Origin of the sequence: Ensifer sp. BR816, assembly GCF_000378985.1 — a bacterium.
Taxonomy (GTDB): Bacteria; Pseudomonadota; Alphaproteobacteria; order Rhizobiales; family Rhizobiaceae; genus Sinorhizobium.
The window spans coordinates 1,000,212-1,014,620 of record NZ_KB905370.1 but is presented as its reverse complement, the minus strand read 5'-3'; the positions used below and the strand labels follow the sequence as shown (position 1 = coordinate 1,014,620).

The following is a 14,409-nucleotide window of genomic DNA, read 5'->3' as shown; positions in this document are numbered from 1 at the left end:
CGGCTCAGTCAAGCCAGTCCGGCACAGAGTCGAGACCGATCAGATCCTCATAGTCCTTGCGGGGGCGGATCACATGGAAACGATCGCCCTTGACGAGGACCTCGGGGACAAGCAGCCGGCTGTTGTAGGTGCCGGCCTGAACGGCACCGTAGGCACCTGCCGAGCCGATCGCGAAAAGATCGCCCGGCTTCGGCATCGCCATCTCCCGGTCGAGCGCAAGATAGTCGCCCGTCTCGCAGACAGGGCCGACGACGTCCGCCTTGATGCGCGGCGCATTGGCGGCGGAAATCTTCACCGGCCTGATCTCGTGATAGGCCTCGTAGAGCGTCGGGCGGATCAGATCGTTCATCGCACCGTCGACGATGACGAAGGTCTTTTCGCCGCCATCCTTCACATAGATCACTTCGGTGACGAGGATGCCCGCATTGCCGACGATCAGCCGGCCCGGTTCGGTGACGATCTTGCAGTCGAGGCCCTTGAGCTGGTTCTTGACGATATCCGCATAGGCATCGGGGAGCGGCGGCGGATTGTTGTCTTCCCGGTAGGGGATGCCGAGGCCGCCGCCGATATCGACGTGATCGATCACGTGGCCGTCGGAGCGCAGCGTATCGACCAACTCGCGCAACAGCTTGAAAGCATCATCGAAGGGCTGCAGTTCGGTGATCTGGCTGCCGATATGCATGTCGATGCCGGTGACCTTGATGCCGGGCAGCGTCGCGGCATGGGCATAGACGGCGCGGGCCCGCTCCCAGGAAATGCCGAACTTGTTTTCCTTCTTGCCAGTCGAGATCTTCGCATGGGTGCGTGCGTCGACGTCCGGATTGATGCGGAAGGAGACATGCGCCTGCTTGCCGGCGCGCACGGCCCGCTGGTTGAGGATTTCCAACTCCGGCTCGGATTCGACGTTGAAGCAATAGATGCCGGCCTCGAGTCCCAGATCCATCTCGCGCGGCGTCTTGCCGACGCCGGAAAACATGATCCGGGCCGCCGGAATCCCGGCGGCGAGCGCCCGGCGGAGCTCCCCTTCGGAGACCACGTCGATACCGGCGCCGAGGCGGCCGAGCGTCTTCAGCACGGCCTGGTTGGAATTGGCCTTCATCGCATAGCAGACCATTGCATCGACATCGGCGAAGGCTTGCGCAAACACCCGGTAGTGGCGCTCGAGCGTCGCTGTCGAATAGCAATAGAACGGCGTGCCGACGGCACGGGCGATATCGGTGACTGGAACGTCTTCGGCGTAAAGAATTCCGTCGCGATAGTCGAAGTGGTTCACGGGGTGTCGCTCGCTTAGAGGAGGGGGTCAAGCAGGAAGGGGCGGTCTTCAACCGTCTCCTTCGGTTCGGCGGTACCGGCGGGCGCTTTCGTATTGATCGACGTGGTGGCGCCCGGCCGGTCTAGGTCGCCCTTGCGCCCGCAACCGATGAGAACCAGCCCCGGAATCGCCAGCAGGAGCGCAAGCCGGGCCGCCTTCGTGAATGTCATCGTGATTTCCCTCGCCGAAGCTGAAGCCGATAGGTCAGAGCGGCAGCGCGGCGCACGCCTCGCATTCCTCGCTCTGGTGCGATCTCTTATCGGTTTTTCAGCAGCTTGTGCACCCTGTTTCTGCGTGGGCTAATTACGCGCCCGCCACCAGGCAATCTGCCTGCGCACCTCGGCCGGCGCGGTGCCGCCGAAGCTGGTGCGGCTCGCCACGGAGGCCTCGACGGTCAGCACATCGAAAACCTTGTCGGTAATGGCGGGGTTGATCGCCTGCAGTTCGGCAAGCGAGAGAGCGGCAAGGTCGCAGCCTTTCTGTTCGGCAAGCGCGACGGCGCGACCGGTGACGTGGTGGGCGTCGCGGAAGGGGAGACCCGCCTCGCGCACCAGCCAGTCGGCAAGGTCCGTGGCGGTCGAATAGCCGGAACCGGCAGCGGCTTTCATTCGGTCGGCGCGGATCGTCATGTCACGCACCATGCCGGTCATCGCCGCAACGGCCAGTTCGAGGCTTTCGGCCGCGTCGAAGACCTGTTCCTTGTCCTCCTGCATGTCCTTGGAATAGGCGAGCGGCAGGCCCTTCATGACCGTCAGAAGAGCGATCAGCGAGCCATTGATGCGGCCGGTCTTGGCGCGCACGAGCTCGGCGGCATCCGGGTTCTTCTTCTGCGGCATGATCGACGAGCCGGTCGAGAAGGCATCCGACAGGCGGATGAAGCCGAATTGCGGCGTCGACCAGATGACGATTTCCTCGGCGAGCCGCGACAGGTGCGTGGCGGCGATCGACGCGATCGACAGGAACTCGAGCGCGAAGTCGCGGTCGGAGACCGTATCGATCGAATTGCGCGTCGGCTCGCGGAAGCCGAGCGCCTTGGCCGTCATGTGGCGGTCGATCGGAAAGCCTGTGCCGGCAAGGGCTGCGGCGCCGATCGGGCTCTCGTCCATGTGCTCGATCGCGTGGCGGACGCGCGAGCGATCGCGGCCGAACATTTCGACATAGGCCATGCAATGATGGCCGAAGGTGACCGGCTGGGCCGTCTGCAGATGCGTGAATCCCGGCATCACCGTTTCGGCATGCTCTTCCGCCCGATCGAGAAAGGCGCCGATCAGCGCGGTCAGGGCCCTTTCGGTCCTCTGCAGTTCCTCTTTCACCCAGAGGCGGAAATCGAGTGCGACCTGATCGTTGCGGGAGCGTGCCGTATGAAGGCGGCCGGCGGCAGTGCCGATCAGCGTCGCCAGCCGCGCCTCGACGTTCATGTGGATGTCTTCGAGACGACGCGAGAACTCGAAGGCCCCGCTCTCGATCTCTGACAGGATCGTGTCGAGACCGTGAACGATCTTGTCTTTGTCTTCAGCGGAAATGATGCCCTGATGCGCCAGCATGGTGGCGTGCGCTATTGAGCCGCGGATATCCTGGGCATAGAGCTTCTTGTCGAAGCCGATCGAGGCATTTATCTCCTCCATGATCGCATCCGGGCCCGAGGCGAAGCGTCCGCCCCACATCTGGTTGGAGGATTTTGTCTCGGAACTGCCGTCAGCCATCGGGATGCCCGCCTTTGGAGAATGAAATGCAAGACCAGAAGAAACGTCCTCCAGCCGTGAAGTTGTTCGCGCTCGCCGCCCTATTCGGCGTGATCGCCGGTGCGGCTGCGGTATACGTGAAGGAGACCGGGTCTGGCAATGGCGGCGCGGTGCCGACGGCCGACGCAAGCTGCCCGCTCGCCGGACAGAAGGTGGCGATGCTGACGCCGCTGATGCGCGGCCAGGTGGCCGCCATGACGCCGGCCGCCAATCCGCGCCCGATCGGCGGGCTCGACTTCGTCGGTCCGGACGGAAAACCGCTGACGCTTGCCTCCTTTGCCGGCAAGTCGCTGCTTGTCAATCTCTGGGCCACCTGGTGCCTGCCGTGCCGGGAGGAAATGCCGGCGCTCAACGCGCTGCAGGGAGCGCTCGGCGGCGATCGCTTCGAGGTCGTCGCCATCAACATCGATACGGGCGACGACGAGAAGCCGAAGGCGTTTCTCGACGAGATCGGAGTCAACGACCTGCGCTATTATCGCGACGCCTCGATGGGGGTCTTCAACACGATAAAGAAAGAGGGGCTTGCCTTCGGGCTGCCGGCTACCCTGCTCATCGACGAGAAGGGTTGCCTGATCGGCTCGATGAACGGGCCGGCCGCCTGGGACAGCGACGATGCGAAGCGGCTGATCGAGACGGCGATAGCACCGCCTCCGGAAATTTGAGGGATCTCCCGAGGCCTCAGCGTGTCGGGACCGGTACGTCGCCGCGGTAGTCGTAGAAGCCGCGGCCGGACTTGCGACCGAGCCAGCCGGCCTCGACATATTTCACCAGCAGCGGACAGGGACGGTATTTGGAATCGGCCAGGCCGTCATGCAGCACCTGCATGATCGACAGGCAGGTGTCGAGCCCGATGAAGTCGGCAAGCTGCAACGGGCCCATCGGATGGTTGGCGCCGAGCTTCATCGCCGTGTCGATCGCATCGACCGTGCCCACACCCTCGTAAAGCGTATAGATGGCCTCGTTGATCATCGGCAGCAGGATGCGGTTGACGATGAAGGCGGGGAAATCCTCGGCAACGGTGACGGTCTTGTCGAGATGAGCGACGAATTCCTTTGCGGCCTTGAAGGTCTCTTCCTCCGTGGCGATACCGCGCACGAGTTCTACCAGCTTCATGACCGGAACCGGGTTCATGAAGTGGATGCCCATGAACCGTTCGGGACGGTCGGTTGCCGACGCCAGCCGGGTAATCGACAGCGACGAGGTGTTGGTCGCGAGGATCGCGTCCGGCTTCATGACGGGACACACCTGGCCATAGATTTTGCGCTTGACGGTTTCGTCCTCCGTGACCGCCTCAATGACGAGATCGGCCTGCGAAAGATCATTGATGTCCGTCGAGCCCTTGATCAGCGACAGCGCCTTTTTGCGGTCCTCGTCGCTCATCTTGCCGGAGGAAACCTGCCGGGCGAGGTTCCCATTGATGGTTGCCAGTCCTGCCTCGATGCGGTCAGCAGCAATGTCGTAGAGCTGCACCTTGTAACCGGCGCTTGCTGAAACATGAGCAATGCCGCAGCCCATCTGCCCCGCGCCAATAATTCCGATCGTCTTGATCATCGAAGCGAACATCCATCTTAAGAAATTTCGGCAGCGGCGCTGCCGAAGATGTAAAAAAACCGGGCCGATGGATCGGCCCGGTACGATTGTTAATGCCAAGCCGGCAGATTTTCCAGCCTTTTTCGTTCCGGAATGCCGTGCGCTCAGAGCGCCTTTTCGAGCTCCGGCAGGACGTCGAAGAGGTCGGCGACGAGGCCGTAGTCGGCGACCTGGAAGATCGGTGCCTCCTCGTCCTTGTTGATGGCGACGATGACCTTCGAATCCTTCATGCCGGCAAGGTGCTGGATGGCACCGGAGATGCCGCAGGCGATGTAGAGGTCGGGGGCGACCACCTTGCCGGTCTGGCCGACCTGCCAGTCGTTCGGGGCGTAGCCGGCATCGACGGCGGCGCGGCTGGCACCGACGGCAGCGCCGAGCTTGTCGGCGACCGGCAGGATCACCTCCTTGAACTTCTCCGAGGAGCCGAGCGCGCGGCCGCCGGAAATGATGATCTTCGCCGAGGTCAGTTCGGGACGATCCGACGACGACAGTGCGTCGGAAACGTGGCTGGACAGTCCCGGATTGGCGGCAGCCGAGACCTGCTCGACCGCGGCCGAACCGCCTTCGCCGGCCGCGGCGAACGAGGCGGTTCTGACGGTGATGACCTTCTTGGCGTCGCTCGTCTGCACCGTCTGGATGGCGTTGCCGGCATAGATCGGCCGCTTGAACGTGTCGGCAGAAACCACCTCGATGATCTCCGAGACCTGGGCGACGTCGAGCAGGGCCGCGACCCGCGGCATGACGTTCTTGCCGACCGAGGTGGCGGCGGCAATGAGCGTGTCGTAGGAACCGGCGAGCGAAACGATCAATGCCGCCAGCGGCTCTGCCAGATTGTTGGCAAGCGAGGCGTCGTCGGCAACCAGCACCTTGGAGACGCCGGCAAGCTTCGCCGCTTGCTCGGCAACGCCCTTGGCGTTCGCGCCGGCGACGAGAACGTGGACGTCGGACCCGATCTTGGAGGCCGCCGTCAGCGCCTTCGCCGTCTGGTCGGAAAGGTGGGTGGTGTCGTGGTCAGCCAGAAGCAGAATGGCCATGATGAAAGTCTCCCTTTCCTAAATCTCAGAGAACGCCGGCTTCGGACTTGAGCTTGTCGACCAGCTCGGCGACCGACTTCACCTTGATGCCGGCCTTGCGGCCGGACGGCTCCTCGGTCTTCAACACCTTCAGCCGCGGTGCGGTGTCGACGCCGAAGTCGGCCGGGCTCTTCCTGTCGAGCGGCTTCTTCTTCGCCTTCATGATGTTCGGCAGCGAGGCATAGCGCGGCTCGTTCAGCCTGAGATCGGTGGTCACCACCGCCGGCAGCTTCAGTTCGACGGTCTGCAGGCCGCCATCGACCTCGCGGGTGACGTTGACCTTGCCGTCGCCGATCTCGACCTTCGAGGCGAAGGTGCCCTGCGGCCAGCCGAGCAGGGCCGAGAGCATCTGTCCGGTCTGGTTGGAATCATCGTCGATCGCCTGCTTGCCGACGATGATCAGCCCCGGCTGCTCGGCCTCGGCCACACCCTTGACGATCTTGGCGACCGCGAGCGGCTCGATGGCATCGTCGGTCTCGACGAGGATCGCCCGGTCGGCGCCCATGGCGAGCGCCGTCCTGAGCGTCTCCTCGGCCTTGGCCGGGCCAATCGACACGACCACCACTTCCGAGGCCTTGCCGGCTTCCTTCAGCCGCAGCGCCTCCTCGACCGAGATCTCGTCGAACGGGTTCATCGACATCTTGACGTTGGCGAGTTCGACGCCCGAACCGTCCGCCTTCACCCGGATCTTGACGTTGAAGTCGACGACCCGTTTTACCGTGACTAGGATTTTCATGGGTTCTTTCCCTCCAGGAACTTTCGCAGGAAAATGCGCCTTAACAGAGCGGCCTGATTGTCGGTTGGCGACATCGATACGCGTTTTTTCTCCAATTACAATCGCCCACCGCGACGCTAAATCGATATAAGTGCGAGATCATAATTAACGTTTACGTACACGTAAGATAATCATCTGGCAAGCGGACAGTGGAATTACCGCGGAGAAATGACGCGGCGTGCCCGCTGGGCGCGTAGTCCGTTGAAATTGCAGCGTATATTCTGCGCAGGACGAAAGGGCGACCTGACCCTTCAGGTCGGGCGGCCCCAGGGCGTTGGGGGCTTTTGGTTGCCCGGCAGCGGCGCATCCGTTCCCTCGGGCGGGCCGGACTCGTGTTCGACGGCGCGGGGGCTGACGATCGTGCGGTCGAAAAGCGGCACGCCGCGGCGTCGCAAAACGACCACGAGCACGAGGCCGGCGACGATGCCGCCGACATGGGCGCTCCAGGAGACGCTTCCGCCCGGATCGGCGACAAACATGTAGAACTGCTGGCCGATCCAGAAGGCGAGCGGGATGGCGGCGGGCAACGGCAGGGGAATGCGGAAAAGCACGAGGACCCACACCCGCACCTTCGGATGCAGCAGGAAATAGGCGGCGACGACGCCGGAGACGGCGCCGGAAGCACCGATCAGCGGCGCTTCCGAAGCCGGATCGATGAGCCCATGCGCCAGCGCACCGGCGGCGGCGCAAAGAAGATAGAACAAGAGAAAGCGGAAGTGCCCGAGCGCGTCCTCGACATTGTCGCCGAACACCCAGAGAAACAGCATGTTCATCGCCAGATGGGTGAAGTCGCCATGCAGGAAGGAATAGGTGACGAAGGTGAAACCGTCCGGGACGACCGCAAGGGATGGTTCGAGAATGGCATAGTCGAACACGACCGCCGGGATGTAGCCGAATCCGAGGACGGTGGCATTGGCGAATTCCTCGGAGGCGATCGGGCCCGTGACGAGCCAGGCGAGGAAATTGACGACGATCAGCGTGACCGTCACATACTGCATGTCGATATGCTTCAGGGCGTTCCTGTCGTGCAGCGGTATGAACATGCGATCCCCGAAGCGTGAATTTCCGCGACCTTATCTGTTCTTGCCCGGAACCCAAAGGACGTCGGCGCGCCCCTCGTCGTTCGCCCACCGGGCGGCGACGAACAGGAAGTCGGAGAGGCGGTTGATATAGGCGACTGCCTCGCGGCTGACGACCTCGCCTTCTGTTTCGGCAAGTGCCACCATCTGCCGTTCGGCGCGGCGGGCGACGGTGCGGGCGGCATGCAGCGCTGCGGAAGCGGCACTGCCGGCCGGCAGCACGAAGGAGCGCAAGGGCTCGAGATCCGCATTCAACCGATCGATCTCGGCCTCGAGCCGCGCCACCTGGGGGGCAACGATCCTCAGCGGTTCGTAGTCCAGCTTCTCGCCGGTCTCGGGTGCCGCGAGGTCGGCGCCGAGATCGAAGAGATCATTCTGAATCCGCATCAGCATGGCGTCGAGATCCGGCCTGTCGCCGGTGTGCTGGCGCGCCAGGCCGACGAAGGCATTGCTTCGTCGACGCTCCCATAGGCATCGACGCGGAGGTCGCTCTTCGAGCGGCGCGGCCCGGTGACGAGACCGGTCGTGCCGTTATCGCCGGTCCTGGTGTAGATCTTGTTGAGCTTGACCATCGTTTCCGCTTGGTTCTCAGCTTGGGCGGCCGCCGCCGGTGACCCACAGCGTCAGCATGATCAGCACGAGAGCGACGGCCTGCAACACGATGCGCGTCTGCATCAGCTTGTTGGAGGTGCTGCCGCTGCCGCGTCGGGCCATATTCAGCAGGCCGCGGATCAGCACGATCGCGACCAGGCCCATGACGAACAGTGTTACCGCGGTCAGGAAACTGGGCATGTCCTCACTCCTTGCGTTTGATGTGCATGTCGCCCGAAACCGCTGCACACTTTCGGGCGACATGCACCGGCTCGATCAGCCGAGTCGGCCGAGGATACGATAGAACAGCGCCGCCGGCAGGAGCTTCTTGAGCAGCACACCCTGTTTGGCGGGCCTTGTCACTATATAATGCGGCCGTGGCCGGCGTGCCGTCAAAGCGTGTTTCAAAACGTGATAAACGGCGTCCGGCCCGAGCTTGCCGCGGGCCGGCTCGCTCTCGCCGCGCAGACGTTTCAACTGCCTTTCGTACTCCGCCCGGTGGACGGAATTCTTGAGGTCGATATAGCGCTCGATATAGGCGAGTGCGTTGGCCGTGAACTTCGACGCGATCGGGCCCGGCTCGATCAGGCTGACGTCGATGCCGCTGCCGGCCAGTTCCATCCGCAATGTCAGCGACAGTGCCTCGAGAGCAGATTTCGAAGCATTGTAGGCGCCGCGCCAGCGATAGGGGACGAGACCGAGAATCGAGGAGCATTGCACAATGCGGCCCCGGCCCCGGGCGCGCATCGCCGGGATGACGCGGCGCGTCAGGTCGTGCCAGCCGATCACGTTGGTTTCCAGTTGCAGCCGCAGCGCTTCGGTCGGCAGATCCTCGACCGCCCCGGCCTGGCCATAGGCGCCGTTGTTGAAGAGCGCGTCGATCCGACCGCCGCTCAGCGCCATCACGGCTTCCACCAGCGCGGCAATCGTCTCCGGCCTGGTATAGTCCATGATGAAGGTTTCGATGCCTTCCCGTTCGAGTTCCACCTGGTCTTCCGCCCGGCGGACAGTCGCGAAGACGCGCCAGCCGTCCCGCTTCAGCGCCCGCGCGCAATAGGCGCCGATGCCGGACGAGCAGCCGGTGACAATGATGGTGGGGCGTTCAGACATCCGGTCGATTCCTGTAGAAATCCGGACCCCGTTTCCCATATTCACGGTTGGGATACAATTGAATTGCGTGTACTGCCTTTGGTCGCGGGCGGCGCGTCGCCACAGGCTCTGCGCCGCCGATCACGCGGTATGCGCGGGCACCATAGGAGACGGAATGCCGGCATCGCTTCGCATCATCTGGAAGGTCGTGTTCGATGCACTCTGGCATTTCAGCGAAGACGACGGTTGGGCGATGGCGAGCCACGTGGCCCTGTCGTCCCTGATGGCGGTTTTCCCCTTCCTGATCTTCGGCACCGCGCTCGGCAGCTTCCTCGGCGCCGACCAATTCGCCGTGACGGCCGTGCACCTGATCTTCGACGCCTGGCCCGAATCGATCGCAAAGCCCGTCGCCGACGAGATCGTCGAGGTGCTGACCATCCAGCGCGGTGGAGTCTTGACCCTTTCCGTCGTGGCGGCCGCCTATTTTGCATCGAACGGCGTCGAAGCGCTGAGGATTGCGCTCAACCGGGCCTATCGCGTGGCGGAAAGCCGTCCCTGGTACATCACCCGGCTCGCCAGCCTCGGCTTCGTCCTGGCGGGCGTCCTCATCCTTGCCGTCATCAGCATCCTCCTGGTCGCCGTGCCCCTTGCCGTCCGCAATGCCGACCAATGGCTGCCTTGGCTCGATACCATGCTGGCGGCCGTCGACAATTGGGGCCTGGCGCTGGCGCTCACGATGCTGACCGGCGGGCTGCTCGTCTCGCATCTGTGGCTGCCGGACGGGCACCGCAAGATCGTCGACGTGCTGCCCGGCATCCTGCTGACGCTGATTCTGTGGTCGATCGGTGCCTATGCTTTCGCGTCCTATCTGGCGGCCTTCTCCAACTACGTGGCAACCTATGCCGGCCTCGCCTCGATCGTGATCGTGCTGGTTTTTCTCTATATGGTCGGCGCCATCTTCATCATCGGTGCCGAGATCAACGCCGCTATCCTGAAATTCCGGGTCAAGCGCATGGTGGCACGCAGCTTTCAGGGGCGGGGCGAAGGGCCGCCCGCGCCATAGAGAAGCGCTATTGCACGCCAATCATAGCGCGCAGTTCCGCCGGCGAGCGGCCGGCGGCGCGAAAGGCGGCGATGCCCGTGTCCCCGTTGCTTTTCGACAGTTTCCTGCCGTCCGGCCCGAGGATGAGACGGTGATGATGGTAGACCGGCTCCGGCAGGTCGAGGAGCCGCTGGAGAAGGCGGTGAACGGAGGTCGCGTGGTAGAGGTCGCGACCGCGCACGACATGGGTGATGCCCTGCAGGGCGTCATCGACCACCACTGAAAGATGATAGCTCGAGGGTGCGTCCGAGCGCGACAGGACGACGTCGCCCCAGGCGGCCGGGTCCGCCGCGATCAGGCCGGTTTCGCCGGCGGGGCCCGCCCCGGTTTCGCGCCATGTGATCGGCCCGGCAAACAGGCTGACTGCCTTCGCCACGTCGAGACGCCAGGCGTGAGCACGACCGCTCATGGCGAGCGCCTCCTGCCGGCTTGCCGACAGGTCACGCTCGTGACCCGGATAGAGCGCCGTTCCATCCGGGTCGCGTGGCCATGCCTGACCGCCCGCCTCGTAGACGGCTACCGCCGCCTTGATCTCGCCGCGGGTCATGACGGAGGGATAGACAAGACCCAGGTCCCTCAAGCGCTGGAGCGCCGCCCCATAGAGATCGAGATGATCGGATTGACGCCGCACCGGTCGTTCCCAACTCAGTCCCAGCCAGGCGAGATCCTCGAAGATCGCCGTTTCAAATTCCGGACGGCAGCGGGTTCTATCGATATCCTCGATCCGGATGAGGAAGCGTCCGCCCGCCGCGGCCGCCCTGTCGTGGTTGATGATTGCCGATAGCGCGTGGCCGAGATGAAGCAAGCCGTTCGGGCTGGGGGCGAAGCGGAAAACGGGTCGTGCTGGCGGCGGAACGGGCATCGTGCTCCTTTGCCACGGAAGCGGTATGAAGGTCATCCGCTTTCTACGGCGCCCAGCGTCTTTTCAGACGCGTGAAAGGACGCTGCAGTACTTTGAATTGCTGCATGTTTTTGTCCTTGAATCGGATACGATCCAGGAAACACGCGGTGGGAGGGCGCATGCGGATCATTCGGACGATCGACGACATCGAGGCCGGCCTCGCCGGCCTGGTGATGCTCGACGCGCGCCTCGAACATGTCATCGACAAGGCGGGTCCGGTGCCGCTCCGGCGCACGGATCCGGGCTATCGCGGCCTTGCCAATATCATCGTTTCGCAAATGGTCTCCAAGGCGAGTGCGGCGGCGATCTGGAAGCGCATGGAGGGTGCGCTCGGCGAGATCAGCGCTGCCGCCGTGCTTTCCCTTCAGGACGACGACTGCCGGCAGTTCGGACTTTCCCGCGCCAAGGCCGATACTTTGCGGCGGGTGGCGGCGGCGACCGTGGCCGGCGAAATCGACCTCGACGGCATTTGTGACATCGAGGCGGTGGCAGCAATCCACGAACTGACCGCGATCAAGGGCGTCGGGCGCTGGACGGCGGAGGTCTATCTGCTCTTCTGCGCCGGCCATCCGGACGTCTTTCCGGCCGGCGACGTGGCGCTGCAGAACGCCATAGGCCACGCGCTCGGTTTCGAGCTGCGTCCGACGGCAGCCGAGGTCGATTCGCTCGCTGCCTTCTGGTCCCCCTGGCGCAGCGTCGCGGCCCGGCTCTTCTGGGCCTATTATGCGCGTGAGATGCGGCGTGATGCGCTTCCCGTGACGCCTTGAAGAAAAAAGCGAATTCATTGTTCGGATTTTCTTTCCGGCTTCACAATCCTGTCGCAACGGGCCTAATATAGAAGATGCAGATGCCGAATCGCTCAGGAGAATACGCTTGACGATTGCAGTCTCACCTCAGGCCTTGCCGGCGCTTGTGCTGAACGCCGACTATCGGCCGCTGAGTTACTATCCCTTGTCGCTCTGGTCCTGGCAGGACGCGATCAAGGCGGTCTTTCTCGACCGTGTGATAATCCTTGCCGAATACGAACATTCCGTCTCTTCGCCAAGCTTCTCGATGCGGCTGCCGAGCGTCGTCTGCCTGAAGAGCTATGTCCAGCCGTCGCGCTTTCCGGCCTTCACCCGGTTCAACGTCTTCCTGCGTGACAAGTTCGAGTGCCAGTATTGCGGATCCCCGGACGATCTGACCTTCGACCACGTGGTGCCGCGCGCCCACGGCGGGCAGACGACCTGGGAAAATGTCGTGGCCGCCTGTTCGCCCTGCAACCTGCGCAAGGGCAGCAAGCTGCCGAAGCAGGCCCACATGTTCCCGCATCAGAAGCCCTATCAGCCGACCGTGCAGGACCTCCACAACAATGGCCGGCTCTTCCCGCCGAACCATCTGCACGAGAGCTGGATGGACTATCTCTACTGGGATGTCGAACTGCAGCCGTAAGGCGGCGGTGCCCGATTTCACGTCAATGCGAATGCCTTCCCGGCCGATACGCGGGCGGGGCAAGCTGCATTGGCGTGAGCGACCTTACGCCTTGGCGGCGCCACGCAGCGCGATCGCCGCGAGGATCAGGCTGGCGATGACGTTCCATCCAGCAAAGGACAGGCCAAGTATACGCAGGGCGGCTTCCGTGCAGGAAGGGGCGTGCTTGGCGTCAAGGTCGCCGAGCAGGTCGCCGACATTGGAGGAGATCCCCTGCGCCGTCGTGGCGCAGGTCGACGGACCCTCCCAGAAATGCCATTCGGCACCGGCGTGATAGACGCCGATCCCGGCGCCGGTGAGCATCAGGATGCCGACGAGCAGGAGCAGCGCCCGCGTCGTCCAGGCCGGCAGCTTCAGGACGCTGGTGGCAATGGCGAGGATGCCGAGCGGGATGGCGTAGTAATAGGGGTCGCGCTGCAGCAGGCAGAGAGCACAGGGGATGTAGCCGCCGATATGCTCGAAACCGAGCGCACCGCCCACGGTCGCCGCCATGCCGAGCGTGACGATAAGCGCGAGAAGCAGTTGCTGGCGGTGAGCGGCGGAAGCCTCGATCATCAATACCTCATAGCGGGCGGCGTTTACGACGCCCGTCTTCTTATGTAGGTTCGGTTCCGCTGTAAATCGCCGTCACCGGCCCCTGGCCGCACGCTTTTGTGATTGCCGTTGCGAAAATCGCAATTTCTCGATTGACCGGCGCGAAAACGATCGTGTAAATCCCAAGCCGCTGATATCGCTTGAGCCTTGCCCCATTGGCGGAATTGGTAGACGCGCTCGACTCAAAATCGAGTTCCCAAAAGGAGTGCTGGTTCGACCCCGGCATGGGGCACCACTTGATCTCCTCTTTCGACACCGAAAAAGATATCCCGGCGGGCTTCTGTCCCGGGTCAGCCTCCGAGTTTGCCCGCGGCGGCAAGGATCTGCGCCGCGGTGGGGAAAGTGCAGAGGTCGTTCGGCCCGTCGCGCGCCTCGATTTGCGCCCAGCCGACGATGCCGGTGGCGTCGACGAGAAAATGTCCGACGAGCTGAGTGCCATGCTGGGTAAAGATCGCTTTGTCCGCTTCGTCGAGCTCGAAGCCGTCGCTTGCGTTGAGGACGGCGTTGGCTTCCATGGGCTGCAACGGCTCCGGGAACACGCCGGCAGGATTGATGCGAGCCGCCTCGAACTGCGCCATCGATGCGCGATGGGGCCATTCGGGCCGCTCGCTGCTGCCATCGGGCAGGAATTCGCCACGCGGCACGCCGAAGGCCCGATGCGTGTGGCAATCCGGGTCGCACAGAAGCGTTACCGGCGTCGGCCGATGGCGGAAATAGAGGCGAGCGCGTTCGACCGGCGTGTTGATCACCGCCAGGGTTTCGATCCCCGCGGCGCGTAGCGCTGGCTGGAGGCCGGCAAGCTGTTCTACCTGACGCCGGCAGAACGGGCAGTGCAAACCGCGAAAGAAGCCGATCAGGAACGGGCGGCCGCGCAAATCCGCAAGGGAGACCATTCCTTCGAGGTTGGCCGCGGCAAGCGCGAACGAGGGCGCGGGTTCTCCCGGATGCAGCGGACGCATTGGGTCTGCCATGGAATATTCCTCCCTGAAGCATCATGTGGAGGTCATGCAGCATGGGTTGGCACGACTTTGACCTCCGACCGCGGTCGGGCTGAGGTCGCTCGAGCTCCGACTATACCGGAAACGGCGTAT

At 63.6% G+C, this 14,409-nt stretch carries 16 protein-coding genes, 1 tRNA gene and 1 pseudogene; 5 read left to right on the top strand and 13 right to left on the bottom strand.

Annotated features, from left to right (window positions below; all coding sequences use genetic code 11):
- Positions 1-4 precede the first annotated feature (4 nt).
- The 3 genes from lysA to argH all read right to left on the bottom strand — a co-directional run bounded on the left by lysA (position 5) and on the right by argH (position 3,015).
- A complete protein-coding gene (gene lysA / locus RHIBR816_RS0104910; protein WP_018235419.1) occupies positions 5-1,273 on the bottom strand; it encodes a diaminopimelate decarboxylase in 1,269 nt (422 codons plus the stop codon).
- 14 nt (positions 1,274-1,287) lie between these two features.
- The gene (locus RHIBR816_RS0104905; protein WP_018235418.1) at positions 1,288-1,482 is read right to left on the bottom strand and encodes a lipoprotein; all 195 of its coding nucleotides are present in this window, start codon (positions 1,480-1,482) and stop codon (positions 1,288-1,290) included.
- Between the two features lie 129 nt (positions 1,483-1,611).
- On the bottom strand, positions 1,612-3,015 hold the full coding sequence (gene argH, locus RHIBR816_RS0104900) for an argininosuccinate lyase (protein ID WP_018235417.1): 1,404 nt from the start codon (positions 3,013-3,015) through the stop codon (positions 1,612-1,614).
- 26 nt (positions 3,016-3,041) lie between these two features.
- Between argH and RHIBR816_RS0104895 the strand changes: the two genes are divergently transcribed.
- Positions 3,042-3,716, top strand: a complete 675-nt coding sequence (locus RHIBR816_RS0104895) for a TlpA disulfide reductase family protein (protein ID WP_018235416.1) — start codon at positions 3,042-3,044, stop codon at positions 3,714-3,716.
- Positions 3,717-3,732: 16 nt separating this feature from the next.
- On the opposite strand, the gene RHIBR816_RS0104890 is transcribed toward RHIBR816_RS0104895, so the two are convergent.
- The 7 genes and pseudogenes from RHIBR816_RS0104890 to RHIBR816_RS0104860 form a co-directional block, all read right to left on the bottom strand.
- Complete coding sequence (locus RHIBR816_RS0104890; RefSeq protein ID WP_026186647.1) at positions 3,733-4,605, bottom strand: 3-hydroxybutyryl-CoA dehydrogenase; 873 nt, start codon at positions 4,603-4,605, stop codon at positions 3,733-3,735.
- Positions 4,606-4,748: 143 nt separating this feature from the next.
- Positions 4,749-5,678 (bottom strand): electron transfer flavoprotein subunit alpha/FixB family protein, encoded by a 930-nt coding sequence (locus tag RHIBR816_RS0104885; protein WP_018235414.1) that lies wholly within the window; start codon positions 5,676-5,678, stop codon positions 4,749-4,751.
- 25 nt (positions 5,679-5,703) lie between these two features.
- On the bottom strand, positions 5,704-6,453 hold the full coding sequence (locus RHIBR816_RS0104880) for an electron transfer flavoprotein subunit beta/FixA family protein (protein WP_018235413.1): 750 nt from the start codon (positions 6,451-6,453) through the stop codon (positions 5,704-5,706).
- A gap of 290 nt (positions 6,454-6,743) precedes the next feature.
- On the bottom strand, positions 6,744-7,535 hold the full coding sequence (locus RHIBR816_RS0104875) for a rhomboid family intramembrane serine protease (RefSeq protein WP_018235412.1): 792 nt from the start codon (positions 7,533-7,535) through the stop codon (positions 6,744-6,746).
- Positions 7,536-7,565: 30 nt separating this feature from the next.
- Positions 7,566-8,143: pseudogene (locus tag RHIBR816_RS33690) on the bottom strand (cob(I)yrinic acid a,c-diamide adenosyltransferase).
- 16 nt (positions 8,144-8,159) lie between these two features.
- The gene (locus RHIBR816_RS0104865) at positions 8,160-8,363 is read right to left on the bottom strand and encodes a twin transmembrane helix small protein (protein ID WP_018235411.1); all 204 of its coding nucleotides are present in this window, start codon (positions 8,361-8,363) and stop codon (positions 8,160-8,162) included.
- A 75-nt stretch (positions 8,364-8,438) separates the two neighbouring features.
- Positions 8,439-9,272 (bottom strand): SDR family oxidoreductase, encoded by an 834-nt coding sequence (locus RHIBR816_RS0104860; RefSeq protein WP_018235410.1) that lies wholly within the window; start codon positions 9,270-9,272, stop codon positions 8,439-8,441.
- 154 nt (positions 9,273-9,426) lie between these two features.
- On the opposite strand from RHIBR816_RS0104860, the gene RHIBR816_RS0104855 reads away from it, so the two are divergent.
- Complete coding sequence (locus tag RHIBR816_RS0104855) at positions 9,427-10,314, top strand: YihY/virulence factor BrkB family protein (RefSeq protein ID WP_018235409.1); 888 nt, start codon at positions 9,427-9,429, stop codon at positions 10,312-10,314.
- Between the two features lie 7 nt (positions 10,315-10,321).
- On the opposite strand, the gene gluQRS is transcribed toward RHIBR816_RS0104855, so the two are convergent.
- Complete coding sequence (gene gluQRS / locus RHIBR816_RS0104850) at positions 10,322-11,215, bottom strand: tRNA glutamyl-Q(34) synthetase GluQRS (RefSeq protein ID WP_026186646.1); 894 nt, start codon at positions 11,213-11,215, stop codon at positions 10,322-10,324.
- Between the two features lie 158 nt (positions 11,216-11,373).
- Here gluQRS and RHIBR816_RS0104845 point away from each other — a divergent pair, with 158 nt between their 5' ends.
- A complete protein-coding gene (locus RHIBR816_RS0104845; RefSeq protein WP_018235407.1) occupies positions 11,374-12,021 on the top strand; it encodes a DNA-3-methyladenine glycosylase in 648 nt (215 codons plus the stop codon).
- A 106-nt stretch (positions 12,022-12,127) separates the two neighbouring features.
- Positions 12,128-12,685, top strand: coding sequence for an HNH endonuclease (locus tag RHIBR816_RS0104840; protein WP_018235406.1), 558 nt, complete (start codon positions 12,128-12,130; stop codon positions 12,683-12,685).
- Positions 12,686-12,769: 84 nt separating this feature from the next.
- On the opposite strand, the gene RHIBR816_RS0104835 is transcribed toward RHIBR816_RS0104840, so the two are convergent.
- On the bottom strand, positions 12,770-13,279 hold the full coding sequence (locus tag RHIBR816_RS0104835) for a disulfide bond formation protein B (RefSeq protein ID WP_018235405.1): 510 nt from the start codon (positions 13,277-13,279) through the stop codon (positions 12,770-12,772).
- A 188-nt stretch (positions 13,280-13,467) separates the two neighbouring features.
- Here RHIBR816_RS0104835 and RHIBR816_RS0104830 point away from each other — a divergent pair.
- A tRNA-Leu gene (locus tag RHIBR816_RS0104830) sits at positions 13,468-13,553 on the top strand.
- Between the two features lie 55 nt (positions 13,554-13,608).
- On the opposite strand, the gene RHIBR816_RS0104825 is transcribed toward RHIBR816_RS0104830, so the two are convergent.
- Complete coding sequence (locus tag RHIBR816_RS0104825; protein ID WP_026186645.1) at positions 13,609-14,289, bottom strand: redoxin domain-containing protein; 681 nt, start codon at positions 14,287-14,289, stop codon at positions 13,609-13,611.
- Positions 14,290-14,409: the final 120 nt, after the last annotated feature.

Coding starts and splice junctions, on each gene's coding strand:
- RHIBR816_RS0104905 (WP_018235418.1), bottom strand. CDS start 1,482: ATGACATTCACGAAGGCGGCCCGGCTTGCGCTCCTGCTGGCGATTCCG.
- argH (WP_018235417.1), bottom strand. CDS start 3,015: ATGGCTGACGGCAGTTCCGAGACAAAATCCTCCAACCAGATGTGGGGC.
- RHIBR816_RS0104895 (WP_018235416.1), top strand. CDS start 3,042: ATGCAAGACCAGAAGAAACGTCCTCCAGCCGTGAAGTTGTTCGCGCTC.
- RHIBR816_RS0104890 (WP_026186647.1), bottom strand. CDS start 4,605: ATGATCAAGACGATCGGAATTATTGGCGCGGGGCAGATGGGCTGCGGC.
- RHIBR816_RS0104885 (WP_018235414.1), bottom strand. CDS start 5,678: ATGGCCATTCTGCTTCTGGCTGACCACGACACCACCCACCTTTCCGAC.
- RHIBR816_RS0104880 (WP_018235413.1), bottom strand. CDS start 6,453: ATGAAAATCCTAGTCACGGTAAAACGGGTCGTCGACTTCAACGTCAAG.
- RHIBR816_RS0104875 (WP_018235412.1), bottom strand. CDS start 7,535: ATGTTCATACCGCTGCACGACAGGAACGCCCTGAAGCATATCGACATG.
- RHIBR816_RS0104865 (WP_018235411.1), bottom strand. CDS start 8,363: ATGCCCAGTTTCCTGACCGCGGTAACACTGTTCGTCATGGGCCTGGTC.
- RHIBR816_RS0104860 (WP_018235410.1), bottom strand. CDS start 9,272: ATGTCTGAACGCCCCACCATCATTGTCACCGGCTGCTCGTCCGGCATC.
- RHIBR816_RS0104855 (WP_018235409.1), top strand. CDS start 9,427: ATGCCGGCATCGCTTCGCATCATCTGGAAGGTCGTGTTCGATGCACTC.
- gluQRS (WP_026186646.1), bottom strand. CDS start 11,215: ATGCCCGTTCCGCCGCCAGCACGACCCGTTTTCCGCTTCGCCCCCAGC.
- RHIBR816_RS0104845 (WP_018235407.1), top strand. CDS start 11,374: ATGCGGATCATTCGGACGATCGACGACATCGAGGCCGGCCTCGCCGGC.
- RHIBR816_RS0104835 (WP_018235405.1), bottom strand. CDS start 13,279: ATGATCGAGGCTTCCGCCGCTCACCGCCAGCAACTGCTTCTCGCGCTT.
- RHIBR816_RS0104825 (WP_026186645.1), bottom strand. CDS start 14,289: ATGGCAGACCCAATGCGTCCGCTGCATCCGGGAGAACCCGCGCCCTCG.